This is a genomic window from Runella sp. R0.1_18 (assembly GCF_057652155.1).
In genome coordinates this window covers 32500-59489 of the sequence record NZ_JBYFCK010000010.1, presented here as the reverse complement: position 1 = coordinate 59489, position 26990 = coordinate 32500, and the positions used below count along the sequence as shown (strand labels likewise).

The 26990-nt window shown below is 46.1% G+C and carries 27 protein-coding genes; 18 read left to right on the top strand and 9 right to left on the bottom strand.

The features are described from left to right. Positions 1-14 precede the first annotated feature (14 nt). The 8 genes from AC23P2_RS17945 (at position 15) to AC23P2_RS17910 (ending at position 5881) form a co-directional block, all read left to right on the top strand. Positions 15-1322: a nitrous oxide reductase family maturation protein NosD gene (locus tag AC23P2_RS17945; RefSeq protein ID WP_487774469.1), complete on the top strand. Its 1308-nt coding sequence runs from the start codon at positions 15-17 to the stop codon at positions 1320-1322. Further along, positions 1285-2037, top strand: a complete 753-nt coding sequence (locus AC23P2_RS17940) for an ABC transporter ATP-binding protein (protein ID WP_487774468.1) — start codon at positions 1285-1287, stop codon at positions 2035-2037. Before AC23P2_RS17945 ends, AC23P2_RS17940 begins: the two co-directional genes overlap by 38 nt. Positions 2038-2085: 48 nt before the next feature. After that, entirely contained in the window at positions 2086-3153 is a 1068-nt protein-coding gene (locus tag AC23P2_RS17935) for a hypothetical protein (RefSeq protein WP_487774467.1), read from the top strand. Then, entirely contained in the window at positions 3146-3913 is a 768-nt protein-coding gene (locus tag AC23P2_RS17930) for an ABC transporter permease subunit (RefSeq protein ID WP_487774466.1), read from the top strand. Before AC23P2_RS17935 ends, AC23P2_RS17930 begins: the two co-directional genes overlap by 8 nt. 164 nt (positions 3914-4077) lie before the next feature. Next, entirely contained in the window at positions 4078-4629 is a 552-nt protein-coding gene (locus AC23P2_RS17925; protein WP_487774465.1) for a fasciclin domain-containing protein, read from the top strand. 8 nt (positions 4630-4637) lie between these two features. After that, positions 4638-4928, top strand: a complete 291-nt coding sequence (locus tag AC23P2_RS17920) for a cupin domain-containing protein (RefSeq protein WP_487774464.1) — start codon at positions 4638-4640, stop codon at positions 4926-4928. 34 nt (positions 4929-4962) lie between these two features. Then, positions 4963-5352: a hypothetical protein gene (locus AC23P2_RS17915; RefSeq protein ID WP_487774463.1), complete on the top strand. Its 390-nt coding sequence runs from the start codon at positions 4963-4965 to the stop codon at positions 5350-5352. A gap of 88 nt (positions 5353-5440) precedes the next feature. Further along, positions 5441-5881: a hypothetical protein gene (locus AC23P2_RS17910; RefSeq protein ID WP_487774462.1), complete on the top strand. Its 441-nt coding sequence runs from the start codon at positions 5441-5443 to the stop codon at positions 5879-5881. A 50-nt stretch (positions 5882-5931) separates the two neighbouring features. Here the strand turns inward: AC23P2_RS17910 and AC23P2_RS17905 are convergent, their stop codons facing one another. Beyond that, entirely contained in the window at positions 5932-6261 is a 330-nt protein-coding gene (locus tag AC23P2_RS17905; protein ID WP_122931361.1) for an L-rhamnose mutarotase, read from the bottom strand. A gap of 15 nt (positions 6262-6276) precedes the next feature. Further along, entirely contained in the window at positions 6277-6870 is a 594-nt protein-coding gene (locus AC23P2_RS17900) for a hypothetical protein (protein WP_487774461.1), read from the bottom strand. Between the two features lie 49 nt (positions 6871-6919). Between AC23P2_RS17900 and AC23P2_RS17895 the strand changes: the two genes are divergently transcribed. The 5 genes from AC23P2_RS17895 (at position 6920) to AC23P2_RS17875 (ending at position 10833) form a co-directional block, all read left to right on the top strand. Further along, positions 6920-7375 carry a nuclease A inhibitor family protein gene (locus tag AC23P2_RS17895; protein ID WP_487774460.1) on the top strand — a complete coding sequence of 152 codons (456 nt, stop codon included), beginning with the start codon at positions 6920-6922 and terminating at the stop codon, positions 7373-7375. 37 nt (positions 7376-7412) lie between these two features. Beyond that, positions 7413-8888, top strand: a complete 1476-nt coding sequence (locus AC23P2_RS17890; RefSeq protein ID WP_487774459.1) for an aldehyde dehydrogenase (NADP(+)) — start codon at positions 7413-7415, stop codon at positions 8886-8888. A 177-nt stretch (positions 8889-9065) separates the two neighbouring features. Beyond that, positions 9066-9977 carry an SPFH domain-containing protein gene (locus AC23P2_RS17885; protein WP_487774458.1) on the top strand — a complete coding sequence of 304 codons (912 nt, stop codon included), beginning with the start codon at positions 9066-9068 and terminating at the stop codon, positions 9975-9977. A gap of 61 nt (positions 9978-10038) precedes the next feature. Continuing rightward, positions 10039-10476: an NfeD family protein gene (locus tag AC23P2_RS17880; RefSeq protein WP_487774457.1), complete on the top strand. Its 438-nt coding sequence runs from the start codon at positions 10039-10041 to the stop codon at positions 10474-10476. Between the two features lie 144 nt (positions 10477-10620). Then, on the top strand, positions 10621-10833 hold the full coding sequence (locus AC23P2_RS17875) for a Kazal-type serine protease inhibitor domain-containing protein (RefSeq protein WP_487774456.1): 213 nt from the start codon (positions 10621-10623) through the stop codon (positions 10831-10833). On the opposite strand, the gene AC23P2_RS17870 is transcribed toward AC23P2_RS17875, so the two are convergent. The 3 genes from AC23P2_RS17870 to AC23P2_RS17860 form a co-directional block, all read right to left on the bottom strand. Further along, positions 10834-12165: a Gfo/Idh/MocA family protein gene (locus tag AC23P2_RS17870; protein ID WP_487774455.1), complete on the bottom strand. Its 1332-nt coding sequence runs from the start codon at positions 12163-12165 to the stop codon at positions 10834-10836. Between the two features lie 209 nt (positions 12166-12374). Then, on the bottom strand, positions 12375-13991 hold the full coding sequence (pckA, locus tag AC23P2_RS17865; protein ID WP_487774454.1) for a phosphoenolpyruvate carboxykinase (ATP): 1617 nt from the start codon (positions 13989-13991) through the stop codon (positions 12375-12377). 145 nt (positions 13992-14136) lie between these two features. Beyond that, positions 14137-15636 (bottom strand): FG-GAP repeat domain-containing protein, encoded by a 1500-nt coding sequence (locus AC23P2_RS17860; RefSeq protein WP_487774453.1) that lies wholly within the window; start codon positions 15634-15636, stop codon positions 14137-14139. A 52-nt stretch (positions 15637-15688) separates the two neighbouring features. Between AC23P2_RS17860 and AC23P2_RS17855 the strand changes: the two genes are divergently transcribed. Then, positions 15689-16780 (top strand): endonuclease/exonuclease/phosphatase family protein, encoded by a 1092-nt coding sequence (locus tag AC23P2_RS17855; protein WP_487774452.1) that lies wholly within the window; start codon positions 15689-15691, stop codon positions 16778-16780. Here the strand turns inward: AC23P2_RS17855 and AC23P2_RS17850 are convergent. Then, a complete protein-coding gene (locus AC23P2_RS17850; protein WP_487774451.1) occupies positions 16765-17514 on the bottom strand; it encodes a hypothetical protein in 750 nt (249 codons plus the stop codon). The genes AC23P2_RS17855 and AC23P2_RS17850 overlap by 16 nt on opposite strands. 196 nt (positions 17515-17710) lie before the next feature. On the opposite strand from AC23P2_RS17850, the gene AC23P2_RS17845 reads away from it, so the two are divergent. From AC23P2_RS17845 to dprA, 4 genes are all read left to right on the top strand, one after another. Further along, positions 17711-18157, top strand: a complete 447-nt coding sequence (locus AC23P2_RS17845; protein ID WP_487774450.1) for a hypothetical protein — start codon at positions 17711-17713, stop codon at positions 18155-18157. A 54-nt stretch (positions 18158-18211) separates the two neighbouring features. Then, a complete protein-coding gene (locus tag AC23P2_RS17840; protein WP_487774449.1) occupies positions 18212-19045 on the top strand; it encodes a serine hydrolase in 834 nt (277 codons plus the stop codon). A 33-nt stretch (positions 19046-19078) separates the two neighbouring features. After that, positions 19079-20632 (top strand): FMN-binding glutamate synthase family protein, encoded by a 1554-nt coding sequence (locus AC23P2_RS17835; RefSeq protein WP_487774448.1) that lies wholly within the window; start codon positions 19079-19081, stop codon positions 20630-20632. A 350-nt stretch (positions 20633-20982) separates the two neighbouring features. Further along, positions 20983-22080, top strand: coding sequence for a DNA-processing protein DprA (gene dprA / locus AC23P2_RS17830; RefSeq protein ID WP_487774447.1), 1098 nt, complete (start codon positions 20983-20985; stop codon positions 22078-22080). Here the strand turns inward: dprA and AC23P2_RS17825 are convergent. Genes AC23P2_RS17825 through AC23P2_RS17815 form a run of 3 tightly spaced genes read right to left on the bottom strand, consistent with a single transcriptional unit; the run spans position 22077 to position 26988 of the window. Beyond that, positions 22077-22622, bottom strand: coding sequence for a hypothetical protein (locus tag AC23P2_RS17825; protein WP_487774446.1), 546 nt, complete (start codon positions 22620-22622; stop codon positions 22077-22079). The genes dprA and AC23P2_RS17825 overlap by 4 nt on opposite strands. Further along, entirely contained in the window at positions 22622-23764 is a 1143-nt protein-coding gene (locus AC23P2_RS17820) for an efflux RND transporter periplasmic adaptor subunit (protein WP_487774445.1), read from the bottom strand. Before AC23P2_RS17820 ends, AC23P2_RS17825 begins: the two co-directional genes overlap by 1 nt. After that, positions 23761-26988 carry an efflux RND transporter permease subunit gene (locus AC23P2_RS17815; RefSeq protein WP_487774444.1) on the bottom strand — a complete coding sequence of 1076 codons (3228 nt, stop codon included), beginning with the start codon at positions 26986-26988 and terminating at the stop codon, positions 23761-23763. Before AC23P2_RS17815 ends, AC23P2_RS17820 begins: the two co-directional genes overlap by 4 nt. Positions 26989-26990 lie beyond the last annotated feature (2 nt).

The window sequence follows — 26990 nt, the reverse complement described above, 5'->3', positions numbered from 1 at the left end:
CACGGATTGGACGGATGAAACAGATAATCACGGATTTAATCCCTTTTAATCTGTTCAATCCGTTACATCTGTGGGCCATTTTTTTCGTCTTTTCTTTGCCTATGCAGGCTAAAACGTGGGAAATCAGCCCAAACAACTCGCTCAAACAAGTCATTATTCAAGCCAATTCCTACGATACGCTTCTGATTCAGAAAGGATTATACCGAGTCAGGAACATCATCATTGACAAACCCTTAACCCTGATTGGGCAGCATTATCCTATTTTGGATATTCAATTTAAAAATGAGATTTTCACCGTCAAATCAAGCGATGTTACCATCCAAGGAATTGAATTTAGAAATGTGGGTATGACCAGTATGATTGACTGGGCGGCCATCAAAGTGCTGGAATCAAGCAACGTTCAGATTGTAAATAACCGTATTCGTAACTGTTATTTCGGGATTTATTTATCAGCCTCTGACCATTGTTTGGTGCAAGGCAACGACATCCAAGGTAACCCCAAAGAAGAACAAAATACAGGCAACGGCATCCACGCGTGGAAATGCGATAGCATACTTATTCAACGCAACCATACCCAAGGCCACCGCGATGGCATTTACTTTGAGTTCGTGACCAACTCTATCATCCAACACAATGATAGTCAAGGCAATATCCGTTATGGGCTTCATTTTATGTTTTCGCACAACAACGGCTATTTCTACAATCATTTTCACAAAAACGGCGCAGGAGTAGCCGTGATGTACACCAAGTTTGTGACCATGAAACACAACGTTTTTGAGGAAAATTGGGGGGGAGCAGCCTACGGGCTTTTGCTCAAAGACATTTCAGACAGCCACATCGAACAAAATATTTTCAAAACTAACACCGTCGGCGTATATATGGAAGGGTGTAGTAGATCGGTATTTACTAAAAATCAATTTACCGAAAACGGTTATGCCCTCCGCGTTCAGGCCAACTGCGACGACAATTCGCTCACATACAGCAACTTTCTAGGAAACACTTTTGACGTAGCCACCAACGGAGACGTTATTTTGAACCACGTTTCGCACAACTATTGGGATAAATACGAGGGCTACGACCTCAACCGCGACGGCATTGGCGATGTGCCTTTTCGCCCAGTAAGCCTGTACGCCACCGTCATTGAGCGCATTCCTCAAGCCATGATGTTGCTCAGGAGTTTTACCGTTTCACTCCTCGACCGCATCGAAAAGATTATTCCTACCCTCACTCCCGAGGGAATGAAAGATGAAAAACCATTGCTGAAACCATTAAAACTACAAACCCATGATTCGCGCAGAAGCTATTTCAAAATCTTTTGGTAAACTTAACGTACTCCGCGAGGTCAGTGTGCGGCTCGATACAGGACGGGTAGTAGCGGTCATCGGGCCAAATGGTTCGGGAAAAACGACCTTTATCAAAACCCTGCTCGGGATGGTCGTGCCCGACAGCGGAACGGTATTATTTGATAATCAACCCATTGAAAAACAACACGCCTATCGTTCTCAGATTGGTTATATGCCCCAAATTGGGCATTACCCCGCCAATTTGAAAATCAGGCAGTTGTTTGAAATGATGATTGATGTCCGCAAAAATGCCACTACGCAACTGGACGAAGATTTGGTAGAAACATTTCAGTTAAAAGGATTTTTTGAAAAGCCATTAGGAACATTATCGGGTGGCACCAAACAAAAAGTGAGTGCAGCGTTGGCGTTTTTGTTTAATCCATCTGTATTGATTTTGGACGAACCTACGGCTGGTTTAGACCCGCTATCGAGTGAAATTCTAAAAGAAAAAATTCAGAAAGAACACCAAAAAAGAAAACTTATTTTGATTACGTCCCACGTGATGTCTGACTTAGACGAACTCGCTACCGATGTGCTGTACCTGCAAGACGGCAGCGTACAATTTTATAAAACTATCACCGAACTCAAACTTGAAACGGGGGAAAGCAAACTCGGCCGCGTGATTGCGCAGTTGATGTCACAGCCTCGTAAAAGCAAGCAAGATTTTAAGACATTAGAGTTTTCAAGAGTATAAATAATTCTGACCTACGGTCAGACTCGCCAACACAACAAAGCCTTACTTATGAAAGTCAAGCCTATCTATTTCATTCTTCCTTTTGCCATGTTCTCACTTTTGCTGGGTGTGTATGCAGGGTGGCTGCGGTTAGGATGGAATTTTGCCGTTTTTGAACCTGTAGCCACCGCTCAACACGGCGCACTGATGGTGGGTAGTTTTCTGGGAACTTTGATTGCCACCGAACGTGTCGCGATGTTAAAAAATAAAATTTGGTGGATTGTTCCAGCCATTTTTGTGAGCAGTTTAGCTTTATTATTGCACATATCTCCTTCAGCAGGATATGGTGCATTAGTTATAGGAAGTATCGGTTATTTCATACTTTCAGTTCAGACCTACCAGCAATATCGTTTTACGGGCGATGCCCTATTAATGGCAGGTGCTATTTTTCAGTTTTTAGGACATTTAGCTCTTTATCTTACCGCCTCCTTTGCCATGGCATTTGCGGCATGGATGGCCTTTTTTGTCTTTACCATTGTGGGTGAGCGCCTCAATCTCACACGTTTTTTACCCGTTTCCCAACGCGACCGCTGGGAACTATTTGGGTGGTTGGGCGGATTTTTGGTCAGCATTTTTTTATACCACAAAGGCTACGGCATTGTACTCACCATCACACTAATAGGCATTAGTCAATGGCTCGTCAGAAACGACATTGCCCGCCGAAATCTGAATAAAAAAGGTTCGTATCAATTTTTAGGAATTACCCTCTTGTCGGGCTATGCTTGGTTAATGCTTACAGGCGTCGTTGCTCTTATCAACAACGGCTCTCCTTGGATATACGATGCCGTTTTGCACGCATTTTTTGTGGGTTTTGTCCTTTCGATGATTATGGCACATGCCCCCATAATTTTTCCAAGTTTACTTGGACTCAACGTCAAACCTTATCATCCTTTGTTATACGTCTGGGTAGTATTGCTCCAGCTTAGTCTTCTGGCTCGCATCATGGGCGATTTATCCCAAAGTTTATCGCTACGCCAATGGGGAGGATTGCTCAACGGCATTGCCTTTTTAGGTTATCTAATAACGGTTACCACATTAATAATCAGACATAAACCCAACCACAAACCTCATGAATAAAATCACCAAATACGTCCTATACGACATCATCAGAAACCGTTTCGTGCTGGGTTATACCTTACTGCTATTGGCCATAAGCATGAGCTTTTTTAGCTTCGAGTCCGACCCCAACAAAGGGCTTTTGAGTTTACTAAACATCATTTTGATGGTCGTGCCGTTGGTTAGTATCATTTTTTCGACCATTCATTTTTATAATTCATACGAATTTATTGAGCTAATGTCGGCACAACCATTGAGTCGTAAAGCCATTTTTTTAAGTGAATACGTTGGCGTTGCTACTTCTCTGAGTTTGGCTTTCTTGGTCGGTGTGGGTCTTCCTACCCTTGCTGTTGGCGGTGGTGAAAGCAGTATCGTTCTAATCATCAGCGGACTTCTTCTTACGCTTTCGTTTGTTTCTTTGGCGTTTTTGGCCTCCGTCATTACCCGCGACAAAGCCAAAGGCATTGGCCTTGCACTCGTGATATGGTTTTATTTTTCATTGGTATATGATGGCTTGGTTTTAGGCATTTTATTCTCCTTCAGCGATTACCCACTCGAAAAAGCCATGCTTGTATTGACTGCCCTCAACCCCACCGATTTAGCTCGGATTATGGTCCTGATGAAAATGGACATTTCGGCCTTGATGGGCTTTACGGGTGCTGTTTTTCAAGATTTTTTTAGCACCAATTACGGGTTACTGGTAGCCATGTTAGTACTAATGGCTTGGGTTTTGCTCCCTGTTGCCATCGCTACCCGCATTTTTCAAAAAAAAGACCTCTAACAGGTCAGACGATAGTCAGACCGAAAATTCTGACGCTAATCTGTCTGTCGTCAGACCGAAGATTTTAACGCTAATCTGTCTGTCGTCAGACCGAAGATTTTAACGCTGGTCTGACTGTCGTCAGACCATACAAATCAATCTTTTTTAACAAACCTCTTACAACAATGAAACGTCAATTGGTATCTCTTACATTTCTAGCCATTTTTGCAGCTTGCCAATCGTCTCAGGACTCACAGGAGCAATCAACTGCCACTACCACCGAAAGCGCGCTCGCCGCTGGGCAGTCGGGCGTAGAAGACAACGACTCACAAAAAGACGTTGTAAAAGTAGCCGTAGGCTCCCCCGACCACACGACACTCGTGAAGGCCGTACAAGCGGCAGGGCTTGTAGATGCGCTTTCAAACGCGGGGCCATTTACGGTATTTGCGCCAACAAATGCAGCCTTTGACCAGCTCCCAACAGGAACGGTAGAAGATTTATTAAAACCTGAAAACAAAGACAAACTCAAAGCCATTTTGGAGCATCACGTCATGACTTCAGCACTGGCCACCGACTTTTTCCAAGAAGGACAAAGCATGGGTATGGTGGACGGCACCAATGCCACTTTCCACGTCAAAGGCAATGATGTCTATATCGGTGAAGCAAAAATCTTGGCTTCGATACGCGCCTCTAACGGCTATGTTCATGTAATTGACGGTGTTGTCGTTCCTAAATAGAATTTGCCATGACTACCCACAATATCCCTGAATTATTGCCTTATAACGGCATTAAAACCAAGAAAATTGAGGCTAATGAGCACTTTCGGGTGGTGCTCATTAGCCTCCAACAAGGCCAACGCCTCGACGAGCATACCTCACCCACCGATACTTTCATTTATGTGTTGGAAGGAAATGCTAATTTTAATTTGGAGGGAGTCGCCCACTTTCTTTCACCTGGCGATGGACTTTCGTTCAAAGCCCATGCCGAGCATTCAGTCAATGCTCTTACTGATTTTAAGATGCTTCTGTTTAGATAAATCCCGTACCTTTGCAAAAATTTTTGACAATCAAATGAATCCCAAACGGCACATAGCATTCTTTTTGCTCCTGCTCGTCAGCTTCAAAACGCTGGTGGTGCCGTTTGTATATCTTGATTTTGAGTTACGCAAAGAATACATCATTCATCATCTTTGCGAAAACCGCTTTAAACCCCAATTGCACTGCGACGGAAAATGCTATTTGGCCAAACAACTCCAGAAAGTAGCCGAAGATAACGCCCGCCAAGAAACGCAAAAACAGAGCGATACCGTCAAAAAACTCCTTCAAGAAGTTTTTGATGACACTCCTTTGACGATTCCAACCCTTTCCTTTGCTTTCATTCACAAAGAGCAGCTGTTTTTGTACCAGTGCTCTCCTCAACAAGGCTTTCTAAACAAGCTGATTCTTCCTCCTATTGCCTAGTGGTTTCGGGTACGTATTAAGTGTACTTTTTGCTCCCTCCAAGGAGCAACGGAAATTAGCTTTACACTAGTAGCATTAGTCAAACCAAATGAAAATCAAGCACATACTTTTGTGCGGATGGTGCATTACGTCTGCTTGCAGCAATCCACAAAAAGACCAAGCCGAAAAACTTGAGAAAGAAGTCATGATGATTCACGATGCAGTGATGCCCAAAATGGGAGAACTCATTTCGCTCGAATCAGCCATTAGCAAGCGCATTGCGCAGTTGGATAGCATTACCCAAAGCACTCCTACAGATTCGCTTTCTCATTCCTTACTCAAAAATGCGCTTCTACTTAGCAATCAGCTTAAAAAAGCAGACGACGGGATGATGGATTGGATGCACCGCTACAAGGGCGATTCGCTCAAAAAACTCGCTCCCGAAGAAGCCATCAAGGCATTGACGCAAGAAAAAATCAAAATTGAACAAGTGAGCGACGACATGCTCAAAAGTATGGAAGACGCCCAGAAATATTTGAAACAATTTTAAACCAACAAAAAAGCCCTCGTGATGAACGAGGGCTTTTTAAGTAGTCTTGATTACAACTTAAATATATGTTTCATCAGCACCCATTTTTCGCCTTCTTTGGCCATGGGCAACGCTTGCTGATAGTTCCACATCAATGTTTCCCACTCTTGCACTGCTGGATTTGCCGCGTCGGCAGCACCTTTTGCTTCAAATGAAAAGTCATCGGTGGTTTCCATTATCATAAAAAGACGATTCCCGACCCGATAAATCTCCATGTCCGTAATCCCCGAGGAAACAATGCTCTCGTGAATGGCTGGGCGAATTTTTTCGTGGTACTTTTCGTATTCAGCGATTAGTGCGGGGTCATCCTTTAAATCAAGGGCAAGGCAATAACGTGGCATTGAATCTTTCGTGGTTTATTTTCCAAAAAGACCACCTAACAAGCCGCCAAGGCCACCTGCACCACCAGCGTTGCCTGAGTTTCCGCCCAAAAGGCTACCACCAATACGCATCACGTCGTTCATATCAAGTTTGCCATCGGCAAGGGCATAGCCAATTTGGTTAAAATCAAAACCACCTTGCTGCTGTTGCTGAGGAGCTTGTCCACCCAATAGAGCACCCATGATACCACCAAAGTCCATGCTGCTATCGTTAGGGTTGCTTGTTTTTGAAATCATTGAGCTAAGCACTCCTGGAAGAACTTGTGCGATGATATTTCCTGCTGCGCTGTTCGATAAGCCAAATTTCTCCATCAAGCTACCAATCGCGTTTTGAGCAATTCCAGCCACAATTGGATTGTTCATTAGGCTTCCACCTTGTCCGCCTTGACCTGACAAAAGGCCCATCAAGCCGCTCAAATTTCCGCCTTGAGCTTCGTTTTGCAAGCCTCCCACGACCGATTGGAACACTGTTTGCATGGCAGCATTGTTGTTCTGATTAGGGATAGCAGGGTTATTAACGATGGCGTCCTGAGAATTGTCTTGAATAAGACTCATTAATTGCTCTAACATTGTCTTGAAAAAGTTTTAAGTTTGGCTCAAATTTAGAGATAATTTTAAAATGGAAAACATCCAAAAAGAGAATCTTGAGAATATCCCTCCTGTTGTTTCCGATGTTGAGACGCAATGGCAGACAGAAGTCACTAATTTATTGCCTAATTTGTTGTATCCTAGCGAATCGGATGAACCTTTAGAATGGATTGATATTGCACAGGAGCAAGCATCTCCATTGACAATCAACAACTTATTGGTATATCTTTCCATCCCATTAGATACCTTTGTGGAGAAAATAACAGCCGAAAGTTTTTGGACTCCCGTCACCACAATAGAAGAATGGTATGAAGAAGAAGAGCGCCAAACGGTAGCACAATTTTTACAACTTAAAAGCCTTTTGGAAACCCATTTAAAAAATTTCCAAGCTTTTAGAGTAGGACAAACTGAAATTGACCTGTATTTACTAGGACAGACTGCCAACGGCCAATGGGCAGGTTTAAAAACCAAAGTAATCGAAACATAAATCAAACCACCATAACATTTATTATTTTTTGAATACCATGTACCAAGACGCCACAATTTCAGAGATTAACGAAGCGATGCAGCGCGCCTACGCGGCTTTTTTGGAGTACCGCCACAAAAGCGGCCAAGAAAAAGCTACGTTTATTCGGGCCGTTGCCGACGAAATAGAAGCCCTCGGAGAGGCTGTCATTGAAGTAGCCATGCGCGAAACGCACCTACCATCGGTTCGTCTTACGGGCGAGCGCGGACGTACCTGTAACCAACTTCGGAACATTGCCGATGTGGTTGCGGAGGGTTCGTGGGTGGACGCCACCATCGACACGGCCATTCCTGACCGCCAGCCACTGCCCAAACCCGACATCCGCAATATGCTCGTGCCCATCGGGCCAGTAGTTGTGTTTGGAGCGAGTAACTTCCCTTTTGCGTACTCAACAGCGGGTGTTGACCCCGCAGCGGCCTGGGGAGCAGGTTGCCCCGTCGTTCTAAAAGCCCACCCTGCTCACCCCGAAACTTCGGAGATGGTTGCGGGTGCGGTTCGTAAGGCGATTGAAAAAACTGGTATGCCCCAAGGGCTTTTTGAACACCTGCAAGGAGCAGGTTTTGAAGTTGGGAAAGCCCTTGTTTTACACCCAAAAACGGCAGCAGTAGGTTTCACGGGCTCATACGTGGGAGGAAAAGCGCTGTTCGACTTGGCGAACCAACGTCCTGTGCCCATTCCTGTTTTTGCCGAAATGGGCAGTACTAACCCTGTGTTCCTTTTGCCCGATGCGCTTGAGAAAGAAGCGACCAAGTACGCTAAAATGTACGCAGGTTCTATCACGGGAGGCATGGGACAGTTTTGTACCAAACCAGGTTTGATTATTGGGGTAGAAGGCGAAGGGCTCGATACGTTTAGCACTACTCTGGCCAACGAAATTCGCCAAATCGCTCCTGTACCTATGTTACACGCGGGAATCGCCAAGGCATTCCGCAGCAAACGCAGTGAAGTCATTGGCCACGAAGCCGTGACAATAGACGCCGAAACCGAAGGAACATACCAAGAGTTAGACGGTATTCCATCAGTGGCTTCGGTGAATGGAGCCGACTTTTTACAAAATACTAGCCTACACCAAGAGGTATTTGGGCCATTTTCATTGATTATCAAGTGCAAAGACACGGCCGAAATGAACGACATTATCGAGCATTTGGAAGGGCAGCTTACTTGCACCGTCATTGGAACTGATGCCGACCTTGCCAACGCCGCCGACTTGATTGCGGCCGTGAGCCTTTTGTGCGGCCGTGTTCTTCTCAATGGCGTTCCGACGGGTGTTGAAGTGTGTGCGGCAATGCAGCACGGTGGGCCATTCCCCGCCAGCACCGACGGCCGTTTTGGCTCCGTAGGTGCGCACGCTATCAAACGCTTTGTCCGTCCATTGGCGTACCAGAATTTTCCACAACACCTTCTCCCCGCTGAGCTCAAAGATGGTAACCCATTAGGAATTTGGCGAACGGTGAACGGAAATTTGGAAAAGTAATTGAAAATAAAAGGCAAGGAGCAAATTGCAAGAGGCAAAATAAAAGGTGCTTAGAAATTTCTAAGCACCTTTTATTTTGCCGTTCCTGTCTGATTTTTCGTCCTTCATCCCGAAAGACTTGAATCCTCCCCCAATGTCGCTTATTTTCGTTTCAACAATTTAACCTTAACTACTACTATGATTACGTTTGGAATAATTGCTGTACTCGCTTTGTTACTCGTTTGGATGACCGTTAAGGTGGTTCCACAGCAAACCGCTTTTGTGGTTGAGCGCTTGGGCAAGTTTTACGGGGTGCTTCAGCCTGGTATTAACTGGGTCGTACCCTTTTTTGACCGTATTGCTTATAAACATAGCCTAAAAGAAAAAGCGATTGATATACCAGAACAAATTTGTATCACCCGCGACAACGTACAGGTTCGCGTGGATGGCGTTTTGTTTTTACAGGTAGTAGATGCCCAACGTGCTTCCTACGGAATTAGCGATTATATATTTGCCGTTACCCAATTGGCCCAAACGACCATGCGTTCGGAGATTGGTAAAATTGATTTGGACAAAACCTTTGAAGAACGTACGACTGTTAATCACGCCGTGGTACAAGCCATTGACGAGGCCGCGATTGGTTGGGGTGTAAAAATGCTCCGTTACGAAATCAAAAATATTACCCCTCCCCAGAGCGTTCTTCACGCAATGGAAAAACAAATGCAAGCCGAGCGCGAGCGCCGTGCGTTGATTTTACAATCGGATGGAGAAAAAATGGCTGCTATCAACCAAGCCGAAGGTCAAAAACAAAAAGTGGTATTAGAATCAGAAGCCTTGAAACTGCGCCAAATCAACGAGTCAGAAGGGCAAGCCGCTGCCATTAAGTCGGTAGCTGATGCAACAGCCGATAGTATCAAGGTGATTGCCGCAGCCATTCAAGAAAAAGGCGGAATGGACGCCGTGCAATTGAAAGTCGCCGAACAAATGGTACAACAGTTTGGAAACTTAGCCAAAAGTACCAATACGATGATTCTCCCCGCCAACTTTGGAGATATGTCTTCAATGATTGCCACGGCGATGAGTGTCGTTAAGCAACAGGAAAAAAAATAACCTTTGCTTGTTATTCCAATATCAGATGAACAGTTTAATTAACCATTAATTTTTACCCGAAATGGAAATCTCATCCACCCAAATCTGGATTATCGTCGGAGTAGTGATGCTCATAGCAGAACTACTTTCTGTATCGTTCGTATTTGCGTTCATTGGTATGGGGGCATTCGTAACTGCTTTGTTAACGTGGATAGGCGTGTTGCCCATGATTAATGCGCAATTGTTCTGTTTTTCGGTCGTGTCCGTTTTGTCACTGTTTGCGTTTAGAAAACCGCTTCAAGCGCTCACCAAAAAATCGTCGGACAAGTCACTTGAGTACTCTGAGTACGTAGGCGATAAAGCAACCGTAGTCATCGACATCCCTGCCGACGGCGAAGGGAAGGTTTTTTACCGAGGTACCGAATGGATTGCCCTCTCGAAATCGCACGAGCGCATTCACAAAGGCAAATCGGTCGTCATTCAAGAACTCGACGGCATTCGTCTTATTGTTGCAGAATAAAAATCAGAAACCCATTACAATCAAAAAAGTCGCTGATAATCAGCGACTTTTTTGATTAAATTACTATTCAATTTCATTCGTGATAGAAATACTTATTCCAACCATTTTTCCCCAAAAGGAGTCTTGACAGAAAACCATACGACTATGCGTTTACTATTTACATTCACTTTTTTACTGGTAATGACTGGTTGCGAAAAAGAACTACCACCCGAATGCGTGGAAAAACCCGTTGACTCCTTTAATTGCTATCTTAGCTATGCGCCCGTTTGTGGTTGCAATGGTAAGACTTACAGCAATGCTTGCTTTGCCCAAGCGTATGGCATTCTCAATTATACCCAAGGAGAGTGTAAAAAATAATTAGTATTTGAACGGCTTTCCACCAGCCAATACTTCTTGCGACTTCGCATCAAACGTCACTCGCTGACCTGTGCGGTAGGCTGCATTGGCCATAATGGTCGCGATTGAGTGCTGATATCCTGCCTCAATTGGTGCATTTGGCTGTTTACGGCTACGCACACATTCCATCCAGTTTTTGATGTGGTTAAACGTAAGCGGGTCATTGCCTGTATTGGCACTGGTTTCTACTTTTGCTCCTTCCAACTTCATGGTTGGCAACAAGTTGGCTTGTAAACCCATCGCTTTCGCTTCGCGCTCACGCAAACCACCCGTTGGACTGATTTCGTTGGTGTCAAGGTTAATCATACCACCGTTTGAGTAGTACAATTCCTTCGTTTCGCCCGCAGCATTAGAGAAACGGCTGGTGAACTGGACTTGGAAGCCCGTTTTAGGATCATCCAATGGGCCGTAATCAAACACCACCGTCAACGTATCTGGGTTGGTACGGCCGTCTTTCCACTGATAAATCCCGCCGTTGGCTACGGCCGAACGTGGGTGTGGCAAGCCGCTGAACCAGTGTACAGTATCAATTTGGTGGCTCATCCACTGGCCTGGAATCCCCGATGAATACGGCCAGAACAAACGGTATTCCAAGTATTTACGTGGGTCAAAAGCGGTTTTAGGACGATTGAGCTGATAACGCATCCAGTCCACATCCGACTCTTTCAAATCTTTGGTCAATTCAGGACGGCGCCAGCGACCAGGCTGATTGACGTTCCACATCAACTCTACCATCACAATGGGGCCAAACTTACCTGACTTGATAAAATCAGCCGCTGCCCAGTAGTTTTCTCCACTACGACGCTGCGAACCAATCTGTACAATTTTGCCCGATGCTTTTACGGCTTTCAACACGGCACGGTTGTCTTCCATGGTTTCCGAAAGCGGTTTTTCGGCATACACGTCGCAGCCTGCTTGCACGGCCTCAATGGTATGAATGGCGTGTTGGAAATCGGCCGTACTCATAAAAACGGCATCCACCATTTTGGCGTCATACATTTCTTCGTTGTTACGAAACGCCTTGACGTTGCCCCCCAATTGTTTGTCCAAATAGGCTTTTCCTTCGTCGCGGCGGCGATTCCAGATGTCGGAAATAGCCGTCATTTCAAAGTTCATTTGCTTTGAAAGCTCTTTGAATGGCCCGACGTGTGACGAACGGTGACGGTCTGAAAAACCAACTACCCCAACTCGTACGCGGTCATTGGCACCAATGATTTTGGCATAACTACTTGCCGACATGGCCGTTGCGGCACTGGCTAGAATTGACTTTTGTATAAATTCTCTGCGTTGCATGAGCGGAAACTTTGTTTTAGTATGTCATTAAAGAAGACAACCTTTTTTCCTATTTACTTTCTAAATACACAAAAATCCTACCTAAAATCCCATAAAATTTACGCAAACGTTCCCGACTGTAAGTCTCTAATTCAGGGGTTTGTGACGCGGGCTACCCATAGTAAACTCGTCGGGATGTGAGCATCCCTCCCCACAGCACGCACTTAATTCTATTCGACACTCTGCATTCTCCCCTCGACATTCCCCAATGGCCCTGCGTGGATGATTTCTTCTGAACAACCGTCTTTATAGGTTTCAAAGTTTTTGTTAAAAAGTGATGCCAATTTTTTCGCCGTTGCAACATAGTCCTCTTGGCTTGTCCACGTATTTTGGGGAATCAATAATTCACTCGGAACAGCAGCGCACGACGTTGGAATTTCAAGGCCAAAAATAGCATCGACGACAGTAGCTGCATTGGCCAATTCACCGTTGTGAATCGCATCCAAAATGGCACGGGTATAGCGCAATTTTATCCGTGAACCCACACCGTAGGCACCACCCGTCCAGCCTGTGTTTACTAACCAAACGTGGGTATTATTTTCTTGGATTTTTTGGGCCAATAATTCCGCGTATTTGCTTGGGTGCCACACCATAAACGCTGCCCCAAAACAAGCCGAAAACGTCGCCGTCGGTTCGGTTACGCCCATTTCAGTGCCCGCTACTTTGGCCGTATAGCCACTAATAAAATGGTACATGGCCTGCGCAGGGGTCAGTTTAGAAACAGGCGGAAGCACTCCGTAAGCATCGCAGGTCAAGAAAATGATGTTTTTGGGATGGCCACCCACGCACGGTATTTTGGCGTTTGGAATAAACTCAATGGGGTACGAAGCGCGGGTGTTTTCCGTAATAGAAGTGTCGTCGTAGTCAACTTCGTGCGTTATAGGGTCATAAACGACGTTTTCTAACACGGTACCAAACTTGATCGCTTGGAAAATTTCGGGTTCTTTTTCAGCACTTAAATTGACAGCTTTGGCGTAGCATCCCCCCTCGATGTTGAACACCCCATCGGCCGACCAGCAGTGCTCATCGTCGCCAATCAATTGACGGTGTGGGTCAGCAGAAAGGGTTGTTTTTCCCGTTCCACTCAGGCCAAAAAACAAAGAAACATCACCGTCAGCGCCTTCGTTGGCCGAGCAGTGCATTGATAGCACGCCGATTTTGGGCATGATATAGTTCATAATCGTGAACACACCTTTCTTCATCTCGCCCGCGTACTCTGTTCCCAAAATCACAAACTGCTTGCGTTCAAAACACAAATCGATGCTCGTCCGCGAATTCATGTGGGTAGTATAGGGATTGGCTGGAAACTCTCCCGCGTTGTAAATCACGTAGTCAGGTTCGCCAAACGTCGCTAGTTCCTCTTGCGTTGGCCGAATCAGCATGTTATTCATAAACAAGGCATGATAAGGGCGCGTACAAATCACCCGTACTTTGATGCGGTAGGTAGGATCCCAACCCGCAAACCCGTCCACGACGTACATCCGCGTGCGGGTATTAAAATAGTCGATGGCCCGCTGAATATTGATGTTGAAAGTATGCTCATCCATTTTGATGTTCACATTTCCCCACCAAATATCATTGACACTTTCGGGACGTTCGATGATGCGTTTGTCTTTAGGGCTTCGACCTGTTTTTTCGCCCGAATCGAGCATCAAAGCGCCTTTATCCGAAATAGCTGCCACTTTTTCGTACAAAATGGCCATTTGGTACAACTGAGCGGGCGACGCATTTCGAATCGTCTCTTTGTTTTTGATACCGTACTGGAGAAGGTTGAATGAAGTGCTCATAAAAGAAAGTGAATGGTTGATGACATTTTGGTCAAAAAAGAGGAATAATTAAGCCTCCCAAATGTACAAACCAATCCCTAACAAAGCACAGGATAACCGTCACATTTTCACCACTTTTATGCTAAATAAGTACTGATAAATGTCATTATTGTTTTTTATTCTCTAACACCCAAAGCCCCCTTAACGACTGATTGATAGGGTTATGATAAGGGGGGCGTTCGAGGTAGCCGAGCAAGAGGTCGGTGTCGCCGTCGCGGTCGTAATCGGCTTTCTCCATCAGCATCCACTTGTCTTGGCGGGGTTGGGCAAAAGTTTTGGCTTTAAATTTCAGGTTACCTTGATTTTCCAAAAACACAAATCCTTCTTGGGGTTTGGCGGGGAAATACGAAATCGCGGCGATGTCCACGTCCCCGTCTTTGTCGAAATCATCAGCAAGGGCCTTTGCGGCACCGTTTAAGCCAAAAAAGTAGGCTTCTTTGAAGTGTAAATGCCCGTCGTTTAAGAAAATACGAATCCCGTGGTAGGGTTTCAAAATCATGGAATAATCGGCATTGTCGCCGTTGGCATAAAGAATATCAATGTTTCCGTCTCCGTTAAAATCGGCCAATTCGGCGTAACTAGAGCCATACACGGGCGGGAAACGATGCAGTATTTGTTTTTCAAAACGTCCACCGCCACGGTTGTAATAGACCGCCATTTGTTCATCACCTTGCGCCAACAACACAAAATAATCGAGCTTACCGTCGCGGTTAAAATCGTAAGGTTGAACCACCCTCGCTCCTGCCAGTGCATCCAATTGAAAGGCTTGATAGGTTTGATTAGGCTGCTGTTTGTACCACGAAAATTGCCCCAAATGAAACCCAAACTCACACACCATCATATCTTTGAGGCCATCCCCATCCACGTCCGTAACGTACTGGCTCACTGGGCGACGAAGTTTAGAAATTAAGGTTTTTGAGTCCCATTTTTTCCCATCAGCCGCCTTTTTATACTGAACCATTGTTCCCGTCATCTTGTCGTTAGGATCCATGATACCCATCGCCAACGCATTGAGGCTTCCATCGCCGTTAAAATGCACATCCGATGGCGCCGAACCCACACTTATGGAGTCGGTTTGCTTAAATTGCGCATCCAAAATATGAATCTTTCCCGTACGCGTACCGACGTATAACTTTTGGGTTTTATCATCAAACTTTAGCATCGACACCATCGGTAGTTTTTCGACGTCAGGAACATCTGCTTTGGGAGCAAACAAGGTTAAATCACTTGAAATGGGGTAATTTTTCGACGAATCGGGAAGTTTATCGGGCGCATTGGTAAGGTAATATTTCACGATTTTCTCCCACTCTTCTTTGGAAAGAATGGGGGTTTCTGGATAAATATTCGCTTGCGTAAATGCAATAATTTCGTCGGTTGACAACTCTCCATATACGCTCATTGTTGGGGCAGGTTCTACCCCCAACCGAAGCGCCATTTGGGGTAAAACACCCTTTTCCCACGTTTTTTTGTCCAACAAACTAGGAGAAGGCATCACGTGACAACCACCACAATAACTCTGCGCAAGTCGTTCCTCTTCTGACTTTGAATTGAAATTACAGGCGTTTATTAACAGCATTAGTGCCCCAAATGCAATAATTTTTCTCATAGGAAGTGTTTACTTTGTACTCAAAAGCGAAAAACAGCCCTAAAACTACGCAATGAAATCCACAACTTCTTTCTTTTGGCGACTTCACCAGGTATTCTTTATTTATACGCTATTGGTATATGGGCTTGCTTTTTTTACGTTCACGGGGCATTGGGTCGCGGGCTTTTTAATGATGAGTTTGCCCGTGGTGGTTCTGCTTCACTTCCTCATCTTTTGCTACTTTTTACTACGTAAATCTTCAAAAATAGCCCTTTCTGGAATCGCTTTGTTGCTGAGTTTTCCCTTTTGGAGTCGTACTTTTCAATTTTCTTGGGGCGCACCTCCTGCACCTGAAAAACAGGAATTGAGTGTTTTGTCGTACAACGTTATGTCGTTTGACGCCTACAATTTTATTCAAAACATCCACCCCGAAAACAACCAAGCCATGCTTGAGTGGGTCAAAGGACTGGATACCGACATTCAATGTTATCAGGAGTTTTACAACTCCGACACCCGCCCCCACCTGAATACGCTAAAACAACTCAAAAAAGCAGGCTACCCTTATTATACCGTATTGCACCCCGACATAGCTCCCCGCGAGCAACACTGCATGGGCCTGGCGATTGTTTCAAAATACCCCATTATCGAGCGTGGGGAAGTTGAATTTCACGACCAAAATGGCTTGCTTTTTGCCGACATTGTGATTCGTAAAGACACCATTCGGGTCATTAACCTGCACTTGCGTTCGATGATTGTTCGCTTTGGTGGATTGAAAGAAGCGTACCTCGAAAAAGACTACAAACAGGGCAAAAAAGAGGCTAAAAAAGTAACCCAACGCCTCAAAATGGGGTTTATCCACCACTCCGAAGAGGCTGATGTGTTACTAGAATGGATCCAAAAAAGTCCCTATCCTGTGCTGGTGTGTGGCGATTTCAATGAAATTCCTTACGGCTATGTATATGGAGAAGTACGCCACCTCCTTTCCAATGCCTTTGAAGAAGCTGGGCACGGATTTGGGTTTTCATACCGCAATACACCGCGCTTTATCCGAATCGACAACCAATTTTTTGACAAAAAAAAGCTGGAAGTCATCGACTTCCAGACCCGAAGAGACATTCCTTATTCCGACCACTACCCCGTCATTGGGCGTTACAGGTTGTTGTAATAGGCAAAAATTTTGGCCATATCTGCCCGCGATTTCATGCTTAGGTCGTTGGTTTTGATGAACTTTTCAACGTCGTCGGCGCGGTCGCCCAAGGCTTCCAATAGTTTCTTTTTAGATGTCCCAATCTGAAACAACGTGTTGCCTCGAACGGCGAAATATTGCGGGCTTTTTGAAATTTTGGTATCCCGACTTCCCGTGCCAAGTGCTTCGTTGAAGGAGGGCTTAATGATGTTTAGTTTGGTATATTCCACCAACGAAATTCGCCCTGCGGCAATCAGCTCCATAAATCCTTGCACGGGTTCTTCCGCCCGAAATTGTCTGGCATTCATAAACACGCGGCGTTCGGCACCTTCAATCGTAAAAAAGCGCACCATGCTCCCACTCACCGCCCGAATTTCGTTGGCAGGCGTTTTGATTTCCACTTCGTTGGCGTACAAATCGAGACGAATCGGCACGTTGGCAATGCTATCGCCTTCGCGGCCAGGAGGCCCAATTTTTTGAAATAACTTAATACTTCCTTCTTTCCAAGTAGAATCAAGGTACGGATTGCCGACCACTTCCCCGCGCGGCCCTTTGATGCCAAAAAGCCCTACGTTGGCGTTGAGTGGCACCTTCAGTCCTTCGGTATTCATCATATCCCGAGCCACGTTGCTCATGCCATTGGTTGTGTTTTGGGCTACCGCATTAAATGACAGCCAACTTGCGCAGAAAAAGAAAAGAAAGGGTCGAAACATGGTTATAAAGAAGAGGTTATCGATTGTGAGTTAACGTAAAACTACAACGATTTTTTGTCTGCTAGGTGGCCAAAGCGTCGGTTTATTTTCCATAAAAGCCTCTCGGTGACTTTTCTCAATCAGATGTATGACTTTTCTCATGGAAAATATCAATAAAAATAGCTGATTTTGAGAAAATTAAAAGACAAAAACTACCATGGCCAAGAATCCTAAATTCGACCTCCAACGATTTCATTTTGAACATCGGCTTTGGGGAAAAGAAATTGATTTTGTCAACGAAGAAGTGACCATTTTTGCGCATTTGCTCGACGAAATGAAGGTCATTTTACCCACTGACTTAGCTACAAGTTTTGCCGAAACGCTCCAGCGTATTTCGCGGGAAATTGAACATTTTAAACGCATCAACAATACCCTCAAAAGCGAAATTCACGCCCAAGAAAATGTCATGGCCATCGCCCTGAAAAACGAAACGGTTCAATACAACGACGACATTTGGGCGACGCAGGTGTATCTGAGAGAAAAGATGGACTTTTATCATGACAATTACCGCAAATTCAAAACCGAATTCCGGTTGTTTATTAGCAAAGACCTAGAAAATCACTTTTCGCCCAAGGAAGTGTCTTCGTTACAAGAAACAGCCTAAGGCTTGATTTTTATAGGAGGACTGTGTAAGTTGTCGCCAGAATCAGATATTCTAATGCGACAACTTATTTTTTTGGTGCTTTTGGCCAACCTCACTTCAGTTCATGCTCAACACCCCGCCCTTGAGCAACGCCTCGCCGACTACCTTGCGAAGTTACCCTCTTCGGTAAAGGTCAATTACCGCATCGAATCACTTGAAGGAAAACGTTATGCAAGCCTTGGAGACAACGAACAGGTGCCATCTGCTAGTATCATCAAAATCCCCATTTTGGTCGAAGTCATGGAGCAAGTCAAAGCCCAACGCTTTGAACTTACCGACTATTATACCCTTCAAAACGCCGACAAAGTAGGCGGAGCAGGCACTATTTTTCAGGAACGTGAAGGCAAAGCTTTTACTTACGAGCAACTTGCCCACCAAATGATGGTAGCAAGCGACAATACGGCAACCAACATCTTGATTCGGAAAGTAGGGCGCGAAGCCGTCAACGAACGAATGAAAACGCTTGGCTTTGCCAATCTCCAACTCAATCGCGTGATGATGGACACCGCCGCCGTGGCCAAGGGCATCGAAAATTACGTGAATGCGGTCGAAATCAACCGCTTGCTTAGCCTTATTTACCAGCGTAAGGTTGCTACGCCTGCGCTTTGTGATTTGATGGTGGCGTTTTTGATTGACAATCACGACACTAGTACCTTGCCCTCGCTCATTCCTCGGCAAGTAGGCATTGCCCATAAAACAGGAACGCTCACCTATATTCGGGGCGATGCTGGGATTATTTTCACCAAAAAACCCTTTGTAATATCCGTATTTGTACGTGGTACTGACCTCAACAGAGCTGAAACAATTATCGCAGAAATCGGTAAAATAAGCTACGAAGCATTAAAGTAGAATCAAATCATCAACCCTAATAACTCCATATTCATGAATACAATTGTTGATTTTTTGGGACAAATTCCTTTGTGGTGTTGGCCCATTGCCTTTCTTTTAGTTATTGCCATTCGGGACATTACCCAGAAAAAACATACCATCAAACACAACTTCCCCGTGGTTGGCCACCTACGGTATTGGATTGAAACCATTGGGCCTGAATTTCGGCAGTACATCGTGGCCAATAACCGCGAAGAACTTCCCTTCAACCGTCGGCAGCGGTCGTGGATTTATGCTTCGTCCAAACGCGAAAACAATTTTCAAGGTTTTGGAACTGACCAAGACGTGAATGGAGCAGGCTACATTTTTATCAAGCCCGCTTTGCTTACCAAACGCCTGCCCAAAGACCACCCTTACCGCGAAAACCCGTACGTTTTGCCTTCTGCAAAAGTGATTGGCTTACCACACAATCGACGAAAGCCCTATCGCCCTAAGCAAGTGATTAATATTTCGGGCATGAGTTTTGGATCGTTGTCGGCGCGTGCGATTGAGTCGTTGAACAAGGGAGCAGCCAAGTTTGGCTGTTACCACAACACAGGCGAAGGCGGTTTTTCGCCCTACCACAACAAAGGCGGCGATGTGGTGCTAAATATAGGAACAGCTTACTTTGGCATCCGTGACGATGACGGAAATTTTGTGATGCAAAAACTGGTTGATTTGACCAAAAACAATCCGTCCATTCGGATGCTGGAGCTAAAACTTTCGCAAGGGGCAAAACCTGGGAAAGGGGGCGTATTGCCTGCGTCAAAAATCACCCAAGAAATCGCCGACATCCGCCATATTCCGCTGGGTAAGGACGTGATTTCGCCCGCGGCTCACAGTGCATTTTCCAACATCCCCGAAATGATTGACTTCATTGAAAGCATGGCCGATGCGACGGGGCTTCCTGTGGGCATCAAAGCCGCCGTGGGGAAACTAGAAATGTGGGAAGAACTGGCCGAATTAATGGTAAAAACGGGCAAAGGCCCCGACTTCATCACCATTGATGGTGGCGAAGGGGGAACAGGTGCCGCGCCACCGTCGTTTGCCGACCACGTATCGTTGCCGTGGGTGTATGCGTTTTCGAGTGTGTATAAAATTTTCAAAAAGTACAACCTTACCCACCGCGTTACGTTCATTGGCTCAGGCAAGCTTGGCTTACCTGCGCAAGCCATTATGGCCTTTTCGATGGGCGTCGATGTTATCAATATTGCCCGCGAAGCCATGATTTCAATCGGTTGTATCCAAGCCCAAGTCTGCCACAACAACCGCTGCCCGACGGGTATTGCTACCCAAAACAAATGGTTGCAGGCAGGGGTTGACCCTACGTTGAAAAGCGAGCGTTTTTACAATTATGCAAAAACACTTACCAAAGAAGTGCTAGAGATTTCGATTGCTTGCGGTTATGAACACCCTTCTCAGTTTACCATGGACGATGTGGACGTAGCAATGGGCGACAACAACCACACTCGCCCGCTCCGAATCGCGTACGAATACGAAAAAGTGCCCGTAGCTTATGATGGCATCAATAAGTTGGTCAATTGTGCGCATTTGGGTGGGGGGAATTAAATAGTGAAGCGGGTTGCTTTTAATACAGTGTTAAGTAAATAGCTTTATTTTTTACCCGCAGAAAGCCGCAGAATTCTAAACGCTGATTGTCGCTGAAAAAGGGCTTTATATTGTCATTAATCTGCGTCATCTGCGACTTTCAATCTGCGTCAGTCTGCGGGTAATAGTTAAAGAAACTTAGCTTACAGTGTATTTAATCCGCTTTTTTTATTCAACAAATAAGCCACTTCAAAAAGAAAATAAGCCATTTCATAAAACATTTCAGCCATTTCATTAAATATCCCCGCACAAAAACTATCCCAACAAAGCCCCCCTCGTCCAATGAAAAACAGGTAAACCTACCTTCTTTCATGTCAGACGAAAAAATCTACCAACTTGCGCTTCATTTGACCAACGGCCTTGGCAGTGTCCTCATTAGGCAGTTGATTGCCCACTTCGGAAGTGCACAAAAAATATTCCAAGCCAACCTTAAAAGCCTAACGAGGGTCAATGGAATTGGGGAAGCGACGGCGCGAATAATACTCCAAAAAGAAGGCATTCGAGAGGCAGAAAATGAGCTCAAAAAACTAGCCTATGTCGATGGGAAATTACTTTTTTATACTGACCCCGAATTTCCAACCCGTTTCAAATCGCTCTATGACGCCCCTGTGTTACTGTACGGAAAAGGCAATTTCAATCTCAATGAAGGTCGGTTTGTGGGGGTGGTCGGAACCAGAAAAGCAACGGATTACGGCAAAAATACGTGTGAGCAAATTGTGGAAGGATTGGCCAGCAAAGGAGTGACGATTGTGAGTGGATTGGCCTATGGCATCGACATCGCTACGCACCGCGCTTGTGTCAGACTCCGCGTACCCACCCTTGGAGCCATGGCTACGGGGATTGACCTTATTTACCCTTCGACTCACGCCAAAACCGCCCAAGAGATGCAAGCCAACGGAGGAATTTTGACGGAATATCCGCTAGGTACCAAACCCGATTTTATGCGTTTTCCTGCCCGAAATCGCATTATTGCAGGCTTATCCGACGCCATTATTGTCGTAGAAGCGGCCGAAAAAGGAGGCGCGCTCATCACGGCCGACTACGCCAACAATTATAACCGCGACGTGTTTGCCGTTCCAGGAAACCTCACCAATTCGTATTCTACGGGTTGCAATCAGCTCATTCGCACGCACAAGGCGCAGATATTTACAGGCGTGGACGATTTATTAGATGCACTCAGTTGGCTTCCCGATGGTGCAGCATCTACCACCCCTCCCCCTCTTCCTGAGCATTTTACCCAAGCCGAAAGCGCCATTGTGTCGCTTCTGCGCCAAAAGGGAGAAATGCAGATTGACGAACTCGCTTGGGAAAGCCAAATTCATTTGGGAAAGCTATCCCCACTTTTGCTAAATTTAGAACTGCAAGGATACCTCCGAAGCCTGCCAGGCAAAAAGTTTACCTTGGCCTAACGTACCTTATAAGTAACCGTCGAATGGGGCGTTTGGCAATAATTATAGGCATCTAAAAGCTGTAATGACCCTTTGCTATTGGTTTTTAACCACCTTTTGGCGGGCAGTTGTTGGAGTAAATCCAGCATACATTCGTCGGTCGCAAACGCCTTTTTTAAGTTACGTGCGCTCAGATACAGCAGTTCTTCGTTGGGGGTAATGCTGAAGAAATACTCATCCGTACTTCCTTCGCCAAAATTATGCCGACAATAAATCGTCATACCCTGAGACTGAACTACTTCATAAAACTGATCAAGGTATAATCGGTATCGTTTCCCATTTTTTTCCTCGTACCCCCATACTTTATTGGCATTTATTTGCTGCTTTTTGCCCGACAAAGTTTTCACAACTACTTGTTGCGATTGCCAACGCAGCTGCACCGCCCGAAGCTCGGGATGAACTTGGTTATCGTTCTCTTCTCGATAAATCAGGCGGTAGTGCGTTGGCGCGCAACTTTGGAAAACTACTAACAAAAGTGTGAACAGAAGGGCGGGATAACGCATTATTTTTTGCTTATTTTAATAGATTGTCCATCACGGATTTCTTCGGATGCTTTGCGCACAATGGTTTCTTTGGAATGGATTCCTCCAAAGACCTCAACCAAACTATCGAGCACATTGCCTTTTTCCACGGGCACCCACTCGGCTTTGTTGTCATTTACCCGAATCACAAAGGTTTTTTCGGTCGAACTTACCACCGATGTTTTAGGAACAAATAGTGTGGACATCGTTCGCTCTACGGGCAATTTTACTTCGGCATACATGCCTGATTTCAACAAATTGCGTTGGTTGTTAAAATCAAACTCGGCCATCATTGAGCGATTGGCCTCCACCAAACTTTGCGCACTTCGCGCCAAACGCGCGTTGAAAGTTTGTTCAGGAATGGCATTGACCGTAAACGAAACCGAACTCTTGTCAGGAAGCTGATTGGCGTAGCTTTCGGGAATGGCTACCGTCAGACGCAACGTTCGGCTATCTTCTAGCACAAACAGCGGTTTTCCGTTGCTGTCGCCTGCGCCTACCAACGCCCCCGCGCTGATGTTCCGCTCCGTAATGACCCCGTCAAATGGTGCCGTAATGGTCAGGTAGTGACGCAATTCGGTCTTGGTTTGGTACATCGAACGACTCGCTTGGACATTTCCCTTGGCCACGCTTACCATCGCGCTGTCGGCCAGCATTTTTGCTTGGGCTTGTTCGAGTTCATGCGGCGAGACGGCGCCTTCTACTTTGTTGGTTTGCAAAAGCCGCTGGTAGGTTTGTTTGCTCGCCCGAAAACGTGCCGCTTGTTCAATCAAAACTGCCTCTTGGGCCTGTACGTGTGCTTGCGCTTGGCTCACTTCCGACAGAACTTCGGGCGCATCCAACTGCGCCAAAACTTGTCCTTTGCGTACCCACGACCCGCGATCTACTTGTACTGCCCGCACAAAACCTTTCACTTTGGCATACAAGCTCACTCGATTCCAAGGTTTCAGTTCACCTGGTAGCACAATGTTTTTCTCAGGGCGCATTTCCTGTACCTCCACCACTTCTACTTGAGGGGTTTCAGGCGCGGCACTTTTCTTTTTTTCTTCACTGGCTTCGGTAGAACAGGCAGTAATAGCTGCCCCCGCCACCAATGGCGCTAAGAGGGTTCGATACGATTTCATATAGTTGGGGTCAACGAGGATTTGTAATAGTTGCTTTCAGGATCTTCGGGGTCAAGCGATACCGACTGGGTAGTGGCGGTGTGCTGGAATTGCGTAAATACGCAAGGCAAAATGAGCAAAGCCGCGAGCGTGGAGGCAATCAATCCGCCAATAACGGCTTGTCCCAAAGGAGCAATTTGGTCGCCCCCTTCTCCAAAGCCCGACGCCATCGGAAGCATCCCTGCAATCATCGCAATACTCGTCATCAAAATGGGACGAATACGGCTGTTGGCGGCCAACATCACCGCTTTACGGCTATCACCAAGGGTTAAGCGAAGGTTTTCGGCATTGGTCACCATCAAGATGGCATTGGCTACTGATACCCCTACCGACATAATTAAGCCCATGTACGACTGGAGATTGAGCGTTGCGCCGCAAGCCAACAACATCAGCAGCGAACCTGCTATTACGGCAGGAATAGCCGACAAAATCACGAGAGATAATTTGAACGACTGATAATTGGCCGCCAAGAGCAAGAAAATAATGATAATCGCCACCAATAAGCCCGTTTGGAGACTGGTGAGGGTATCTCCCAGCAATTTGGTTTGGCCACGCATGTCCACCTGCACGCCGCGCGGCGGGTCGCCCGCATCTTTGATGGCTTTCAGAACGGCTTTTTGGGCCGAGCCGAGGTCTTTGTTGTGCAAATTGGCCGTAATTGTCACCAAGCGGTTAGGGCCCGCGCGGTCGTATTGACCTGGTGCCGTCTCCTCCGAAAAAGAAGCCACGTCCGATAATAAAGGGTGCATGGCTCCGCTACGCAACGGAATGTTACCGATGTCTTCGGGAGTGGTCATTTTATATTCGGGAATTTGCACCTGCACCTGATATGCCAACCCTTTCGAGTCATCAAGCCAGAGGTTTTTATCGGTAAAACGGCTGGACGAAGTAGCTGCCACCATCGAACGGGCAATTTGGGTAGAAGTTACGCCCAGCTGCCCCGCACGCTCACGATCGAGGGTAACTTTCAAAATAGGATAGGCTAGCGGTTGCGCAATTTTCACGTCGCGCAAAAAAGTAATCCGCTTCATTTCGTCCTGAATTTTTCCCGCAAAACGCCCCGCTTCTTTTAAGTCTTTGGCCGCTACCGTCACTTCAATAGGCGTAGCCGAACCTTGACTCATGATTTTATCAACCAACTCAATGGGCTCAAACGACACCTTAGCGGCAGGTAATTCTTTACGAATTTTGTCGCGCAATTCTTCTTTCAGTTCGTCCATATTGACGTGGTGTGCCTCATTGAGCGATACTTGCATGACGGCTTCGTGCGGCCCGCTGTTGAACACAAAAATATTGGACGTTCCGTAGCTAGATGGAACCGTACCGACGTAGGCCGACGAAATAGCAACGTTTTCTTCCCCAACCGTTGATTTTATAATGTCCAACACTTTGAGCGTAGCCAACTCCGTGCGCTCGACCCGCGTTCCATCTTGCACGCTCAAACGCAACTGAAACTGATGGCTGTTGGCATGGGGTAAAATATCGGTTCCAATGCCCAAAAAGCACAACACAATTACGCCCACACTTCCCACCAAATAGCCCCCTACGACCCACTTACGGCCTCCTAAGGCGCGATTGAGCAAGGCAGAATAACGCTGTTTAAACTTCTCAAATCCTGTGGCTTTCGGGTCGGGGTGCGTTCCTTCATAAATCACGGTTTGGGTTTCTTGTGCATCCAAGGCCAAGGTAGCAGGCTCGTGCGGCGGATGGCTTTTGAGCAGCCAATTGGCCAATACAGGCACAAATGTCTGCGACAAAATAAAGGACGCTATCATGGCAAACCCCACCGACAACGACAACGGCAGGAACATCGACCGAGGTACGCCGCTCATGACAAAAGCGGGTGCAAACACGGCCAATATCGCCATCAAAATGAGAAATTCGGGAAAAATAATTTCTTTACAGGCTTCCCAAATAGCTACTGCTTTGGGTTTGCCCATTTCGAGGTGCTGGTGAATATTTTCAATCGACACCGTGGCTTGGTCCACCAAAATCCCAACGGCCAACGCCAAGCCCGACAACGTCATGATGTTGATGGTTTGTCCTGCCAAATTCAATAAAATTACGGCCGATAACACCGAAATTGGAATGGTCACTACGACGATAATTACACTTCGCCAATCTCGCAGAAACAGCAACACCATCAATCCCGTCAGCACTGCACCCAAAATCCCTTCCGTTACGAGGCTTTTTAGGGCGTTTGTTACATACACCGACTGGTCAAACTCGTACGAAATCTTCACGTCTTCGGGGATAGAATTTTGAAGTTCAGGAAGCGCTTTTTTGATGTTGTTCACCACGTCAAGCGTTGAAGCATCCGATTTTTTTACCACAGGAATATACACCGCGCGGCGGCCATTGACAAGGGCATAACTAACGGTCACGTCCGCGCCGTCTTCCACCGTACCAACGTCACGCACAAAAACCGTTGGCCCCGCTCCTACGCGAATCGGGATGTCCAAAAAATCTTCGGGCTTTTTCACCAAAGAATTAACGGGCGTCATCAGCGTTTTTTCCCCCATTCGGATATTCCCTGCGGGCGAAATCTGGTTGTTGGTCACAATCGCCTTGATGATTTCGTCGGGCGTCAATTGATAACTTCGCACCAATTGTGGGTTTACTTTGATGATAATTGTGCGCTGGTTTCCTCCCAAAGGCGGCGGGCTCGACACCCCAGGAATCCGCGAAAACATGGGTCGTACCCGCGACGAGGCAAAATCTTGGATTTCGTTGAGTGAACGGCTTTTACTTTCAAAAACCAACTGACCCACGGGCACCGAACTGGCATCAAAACGAACCACTTGCGGCGGTACTGTCCCCTCTGGCATATACGCTTTGGCCCGCGACACGTTATTGGCCACCTCGGCGGCGGCTTGGGCCATGTCCGTACCAGGATAAAATTGAAGACGAATCAACGATAGCCCTTGAATGGTTTTTACTTCCACATCCCGAATCCCCGATACGTACAAAAAGTGGTCTTGGTACCGCGTCGCCATAAAACCATCCATTTGGTCTGGAGCCATACCGCCGTATTGTTGCACCACATAAATGGTCGGCAAATCCAAATTGGGAAAAATATCAACAGGAATAGTGAACAATGACATCACCGAAAAAAACAGGATGCCAAACACGCCCACTACCACTGAAATGGGTTTCCGCAAGGCAGAACGAATGAGTTGATACATAC

What these genes read in the sequence shown, in the direction of transcription:
- AC23P2_RS17945 (WP_487774469.1), top strand. Translation starts at nt 15, where the DNA reads ATGAAACAGATAATCACGGATTTAATCCCTTTTAATCTGTTCAATCCG.
- AC23P2_RS17940 (WP_487774468.1), top strand. Translation starts at nt 1,285, where the DNA reads ATGATTCGCGCAGAAGCTATTTCAAAATCTTTTGGTAAACTTAACGTA.
- AC23P2_RS17935 (WP_487774467.1), top strand. Translation starts at nt 2,086, where the DNA reads ATGAAAGTCAAGCCTATCTATTTCATTCTTCCTTTTGCCATGTTCTCA.
- AC23P2_RS17930 (WP_487774466.1), top strand. Translation starts at nt 3,146, where the DNA reads ATGAATAAAATCACCAAATACGTCCTATACGACATCATCAGAAACCGT.
- AC23P2_RS17925 (WP_487774465.1), top strand. Translation starts at nt 4,078, where the DNA reads ATGAAACGTCAATTGGTATCTCTTACATTTCTAGCCATTTTTGCAGCT.
- AC23P2_RS17920 (WP_487774464.1), top strand. Translation starts at nt 4,638, where the DNA reads ATGACTACCCACAATATCCCTGAATTATTGCCTTATAACGGCATTAAA.
- AC23P2_RS17915 (WP_487774463.1), top strand. Translation starts at nt 4,963, where the DNA reads ATGAATCCCAAACGGCACATAGCATTCTTTTTGCTCCTGCTCGTCAGC.
- AC23P2_RS17910 (WP_487774462.1), top strand. Translation starts at nt 5,441, where the DNA reads ATGAAAATCAAGCACATACTTTTGTGCGGATGGTGCATTACGTCTGCT.
- AC23P2_RS17905 (WP_122931361.1), bottom strand. Translation starts at nt 6,261, where the DNA reads ATGCCACGTTATTGCCTTGCCCTTGATTTAAAGGATGACCCCGCACTA.
- AC23P2_RS17900 (WP_487774461.1), bottom strand. Translation starts at nt 6,870, where the DNA reads ATGTTAGAGCAATTAATGAGTCTTATTCAAGACAATTCTCAGGACGCC.
- AC23P2_RS17895 (WP_487774460.1), top strand. Translation starts at nt 6,920, where the DNA reads ATGGAAAACATCCAAAAAGAGAATCTTGAGAATATCCCTCCTGTTGTT.
- AC23P2_RS17890 (WP_487774459.1), top strand. Translation starts at nt 7,413, where the DNA reads ATGTACCAAGACGCCACAATTTCAGAGATTAACGAAGCGATGCAGCGC.
- AC23P2_RS17885 (WP_487774458.1), top strand. Translation starts at nt 9,066, where the DNA reads ATGATTACGTTTGGAATAATTGCTGTACTCGCTTTGTTACTCGTTTGG.
- AC23P2_RS17880 (WP_487774457.1), top strand. Translation starts at nt 10,039, where the DNA reads ATGGAAATCTCATCCACCCAAATCTGGATTATCGTCGGAGTAGTGATG.
- AC23P2_RS17875 (WP_487774456.1), top strand. Translation starts at nt 10,621, where the DNA reads ATGCGTTTACTATTTACATTCACTTTTTTACTGGTAATGACTGGTTGC.
- AC23P2_RS17870 (WP_487774455.1), bottom strand. Translation starts at nt 12,165, where the DNA reads ATGCAACGCAGAGAATTTATACAAAAGTCAATTCTAGCCAGTGCCGCA.
- pckA (WP_487774454.1), bottom strand. Translation starts at nt 13,991, where the DNA reads ATGAGCACTTCATTCAACCTTCTCCAGTACGGTATCAAAAACAAAGAG.
- AC23P2_RS17860 (WP_487774453.1), bottom strand. Translation starts at nt 15,636, where the DNA reads ATGAGAAAAATTATTGCATTTGGGGCACTAATGCTGTTAATAAACGCC.
- AC23P2_RS17855 (WP_487774452.1), top strand. Translation starts at nt 15,689, where the DNA reads ATGAAATCCACAACTTCTTTCTTTTGGCGACTTCACCAGGTATTCTTT.
- AC23P2_RS17850 (WP_487774451.1), bottom strand. Translation starts at nt 17,514, where the DNA reads ATGTTTCGACCCTTTCTTTTCTTTTTCTGCGCAAGTTGGCTGTCATTT.
- AC23P2_RS17845 (WP_487774450.1), top strand. Translation starts at nt 17,711, where the DNA reads ATGGCCAAGAATCCTAAATTCGACCTCCAACGATTTCATTTTGAACAT.
- AC23P2_RS17840 (WP_487774449.1), top strand. Translation starts at nt 18,212, where the DNA reads ATGCGACAACTTATTTTTTTGGTGCTTTTGGCCAACCTCACTTCAGTT.
- AC23P2_RS17835 (WP_487774448.1), top strand. Translation starts at nt 19,079, where the DNA reads ATGAATACAATTGTTGATTTTTTGGGACAAATTCCTTTGTGGTGTTGG.
- dprA (WP_487774447.1), top strand. Translation starts at nt 20,983, where the DNA reads ATGTCAGACGAAAAAATCTACCAACTTGCGCTTCATTTGACCAACGGC.
- AC23P2_RS17825 (WP_487774446.1), bottom strand. Translation starts at nt 22,622, where the DNA reads ATGCGTTATCCCGCCCTTCTGTTCACACTTTTGTTAGTAGTTTTCCAA.
- AC23P2_RS17820 (WP_487774445.1), bottom strand. Translation starts at nt 23,764, where the DNA reads ATGAAATCGTATCGAACCCTCTTAGCGCCATTGGTGGCGGGGGCAGCT.
- AC23P2_RS17815 (WP_487774444.1), bottom strand. Translation starts at nt 26,988, where the DNA reads ATGTATCAACTCATTCGTTCTGCCTTGCGGAAACCCATTTCAGTGGTA.